General features: G+C 72.8%; 2 protein-coding genes. Both read left to right on the top strand.

Annotated features, from left to right (window positions below; genetic code table 11):
* On the top strand, positions 1-2,328 hold a 2,328-nt coding region (locus tag NP777_RS46490; protein WP_256656258.1), incomplete at its 5' end, for an SDR family NAD(P)-dependent oxidoreductase.
* Between the two features lie 93 nt (positions 2,329-2,421).
* A partial coding sequence (locus NP777_RS46495) for a type I polyketide synthase (protein WP_391858716.1) occupies positions 2,422-4,311 on the top strand: 1,890 nt, incomplete at its 3' end.

Consider the following 4,311-nt stretch of genomic DNA (forward strand, 5'->3'; position numbering starts at 1 on the left):
GTCCTCGCCCAAGGCACCCCCACCAACCTCCCCACCTACCCCTTCCAACGCCACCACTACTGGCTGGACACCGCATCCCCGGGGCGACACCGCGCCAGCGCAACGACGGGCGCGGACCCGCACACCGGTTTCTGGGAGGCCGTGGAGCGCGAGGATCTGGAGGGGCTGGCGCGGACTCTGCGACTGGACGTATCGCGGGCGGAGTTGACGACGCTGCTGCCCGCGCTGTCGGCGTGGCATCGACGGCGGAGCGCGGCGTCCACGATGGACGCGTGGCGGTATCGCGAGGGCTGGAGACCGCTGCCCGACACCACCGCACCCGTACTGTCCGGCACCTGGCTCGTCGTCCTGGCACCCGACCAGAAGGGCGATGCGCTGTACGAGGCGATCGCCACGGCCCTCAACCAGCACGGGGCCACGGTGGAAACGGTGGTCGTGGCACCCGACGATCCGCGCCGCTGGGCCGACACCGTCGCCGCCCTCACCGCACACGCCACGGCGCACACCACCGCGCCCGTCGTCGGCGTGCTGTCGCTGCTCGCCCGTGACGAGGCCGCCGGGTCGCACCGCACCCTGCGGCTGATCCAGGGCCTGGAGGCGGCGGGGCTGTTCGCGCCACTGTGGTGTGTCACCCAGGGCGCGGTGTCCGTAGGCGACCACGATCCGCTGACCGGCCCGGCGCAGGCGCTGGTATGGGGGCTGGGCCGGGTGGCGGCGCAGGAACTCGCCACCCGCTGGGGCGGGTTGGTGGATCTGCCCCAGGAGCTGGACCAACGGACGACGGCCCGGCTGTGTGCCGTACTGGCCGCCGGGAGCCACGAGGATCAGGTCGCGGTCCGCGCCGCCGGGATCCTTGGACGCCGTATCGTCAGGGCGCCGCGCCTCGGCGATGTGCTCGACGACGGCTGGACCCCCGGCCCGGGAACGGTCTTGATCACGGGCGGCACCGGGGCCCTCGGCAGCCAGATGGCCCGTCGGCTCGCGGCCCGTGGCGCCGAGCATCTGCTGCTCGTCAGCCGTCGCGGGGACACCGCGCCAGGAGCGGACGAGCTGGTGGCCGAGCTGACCGCCTCGGGGGCCAGGGCGACCGTGGCGGCCTGCGATGTCGGGGACGCCGGCGCGCTCCGCGCGCTGCTGGACTCGATTCCGGCCGCGTACCCGCTGACCTCGGTGTTCCACACGGCGGCCATCCTGGACGACGCCGCCATCACCGCCCTCACCCCCGAGCAGGTGGACCGCGTGCTGCGAGTGAAGGCGGACGCGGCGTGGCGGCTGCATGAGCTGACCCGGGACGTGGAGCTGTCCGCGTTCGTGCTCTTCTCCTCCCTGGCGGGCACCGTGGGCATGGTGGGCCAGGGCAACTACGCGCCCGCCAATGCCTATATGGATGCCCTGGCCCGCCACCGCCGCGCACGGGGGCTGGTGGCCACCTCCGTGGCCTGGGGATCCTGGGCGCAGGGCGGTATGGCCGAACGGGACGCGGTGACCGAGCTGCGGCTGCGCCATGGCGTACCGCTGCTGCCGCCGGAATCGGCACTCCTCGCGCTGGAGGCCGCGCTGGCGGACGACGAGACGGCCCTGGTGGTCGCCGACATCGACTGGGACCGCTTCGCCCACGCCTACACCGCCGCCCGCCCCAGCCACCTCCTCGATGAGATCCCCGAGGCCCGGCGGGCGCTCGACGCGGTCGAGGGCGCGGGGGCCGGGGCACCGGGCGGCGGCGTCGGTACGGGCGGTACGGGCGGTACGGGCGGTACGGTGGCGGCCCTGCGCGACCGGCTCGCCGACGCGAAACCCGAGGAGCGCGAACGGCGACTCCTCGAGGCCGTACGCGGCCAGGTGGCCGCCGTCCTCGGCCACGCCTCGGCCGGGGCAGTGGGCACCAGGCGGCCGTTCCTGGAGCTGGGCCTGGACTCGGTCACGGCGGTGGAGCTGCGCAATCGCCTCGGGAGCGTCACGGGGCTCCGGCTGCCCACCACCGTGATCTTCGACTTCCCGACCGTGGCCGAGCTCGTCGGCTATCTGTACGCACAGCTCTTCGGCGACGTCTGCGCTGTCGGTGATGTCAGCGATGCCGGCGACGGTCCAGCGGCCACGGGCCATGGGACGGCCGAACTCGACCGGCTGGAACGGCTGTTGGGAACGCTGCCGGGTGACGCCCCCGCCCGTTCCGAGATCGCCGATCGCCTGCGCCGACTGCTCCGGTCCGCCGTGGACGCCCTGGAAACCGTGGACACCGACGAGGAGCCGGTGACGTCCGACGATCTCGAAGCGGCCACCAACGACCAGCTCTTCGACTACATCGAGAAGGAGTTCGGGATCTCCTGATCCCGTTCCCGCCCACCCCGCTGACCAGCCGGTCCTTCCGCCCTACCCACCTCTCACCGCCGACTCTTCGCATGGAGCCCCGACATGGACGATGTGCACAAGCTCCGCCACTATCTGACCCGGGTCACCGCGGAGCTCAAGGAGACGCGGGCGCAGCTGCGGGTCGCGGAGTCGGCGGCCGCCGAGCCGGTGGCGATCGTCGGGATGAGCTGCCGCTACCCCGGCGGCGTGGCCTCGCCCGAGGCGCTGTGGAAGCTCGTCGAAGGCGGCGGGGACGCCATTTCCGGGTTCCCGGTCGACCGTGGCTGGGACCTGGCGGGGCTGGTCGACCCGGAGGGCGAACGGCCGGGCACCTCGTACACCGCCGAGGGTGGATTCCTGCACACCGCGGGCGAGTTCGATGCCTCCTTCTTCGGCATCTCACCGCGTGAGGCGCTCGCGATGGACCCCCAGCAGCGGCTGCTGCTGGAGACGTCCTGGGAGCTGTTCGAGCGGGCGGGCATCGATCCGGCGTCGCTGCGCTCCAGCCGGACCGGGGTGTTCATCGGTGCCAGCTTCCACGACTACGGCAGCAGGCTGCCCGCGATCCCGGAGGAGGTCGAGGGCCATGCCATGACCGGTGTCGCGGGCAGTGTCGTCTCCGGCCGTATCGCCTACACCTTCGGGCTCACCGGCCCGGCCCTCACCGTGGACACCGCGTGTTCGTCCTCGCTGGTGGCACTGCATCTGGGGGTGCGGGCGCTGCGCGACGGCGAGTGCGGGATGGCGGTCGTCGGCGGTGTCGCCGTGATGTCCACGCCGGATCTGTTCACCGAGTTCAGCAGGCAGCGGGGGCTGGCCCGGGACGGCCGGTGCAAGGCGTTCTCCGCCGCCGCGGACGGCATGGGCGCGGCGGAGGGCGTGGGGCTGCTGCTGGTGGAACGGCTGTCCGACGCCCGCCGCAACGGCCATCAGGTACTCGGCGTGATCCGTGGCACCGCGGTCAACCAGGACGGCGCCTCCAACGGCCTCACCGCGCCCAACGGCCCCGCCCAGCGGCGGGTGATCCAGGACGCGCTGGCGGACGCGGGCGTGGCCTCGTCCGAGGTGGATGTGATCGAGGCGCATGGGACGGGTACGGCGCTGGGCGACCCCATCGAGGCACAGGCGCTGCTCGCCACGTACGGCCAGGACCGGCCCGCCGAACGCCCCGCGCTGCTGGGCTCGGTGAAGTCCAACCTGGGCCACACCCAGGCCGCGGCGGGCGTGGCCGGTGTGATCAAGATGGTCATGGCGATGCGCCATGACGTGGTGCCGCGCACCCTGCATGTGGACGAGCCGACGCCGCATGTGGACTGGGGCTCCGGTGCGGTGGAGCTGGTGACGGAGAACGCGCCGTGGCCCGAGGCCGAACGGGCACGCCGCGCGGCGGTGTCGTCGTTCGGCGTCAGCGGGACCAACGCCCATGTGATCCTGGAAGCGGCCCCGACGGCGGCCACCCCACCCGAATCCAGGCCCGCATCCACGCCCACGGAGGGTGTGCTGCCATGGGTGATCTCGGCACGCTCCGAGACTGCGCTACGAGCACAGGCAGCGCAATTGCTGACCTTCGCGGCCACGAGTGACCGGCACCTCGCCGACATCGGCTGGACGCTGGCGCGGCACCGGGCAGCGCTCGAGCACCGCGCGGTGGTCGTCGCCGCCGACCGTGACACCTTCCTGGCCGGGCTGGACGCCATCGCCACCGGCGAACCCGCCACCCATGTGGTCAGCGGCGTGGCCCCGGAGGAAACGCCGTCCGGTGCGGTGTTCGTCTTTCCGGGGCAGGGGTCGCAGTGGGTCGGCATGGCCGCCGAACTGCTCGACACATCGCCCGTGTTCGCCGAGTCCATCGACCGGTGCGCCCAGGCCCTCACCCCGCACATCGAGTGGAATCTCCTCGACGTCCTGCGCGAGACCTCGGACGACACCGTGCTGGAGCGGGTGGATGTGGTCCAGCCCGCC

Origin of the sequence: Streptomyces rugosispiralis (assembly GCF_024505145.1) — a bacterium.
Classification (GTDB): Bacteria; Actinomycetota; Actinomycetes; order Streptomycetales; family Streptomycetaceae; genus Streptomyces; species Streptomyces rugosispiralis.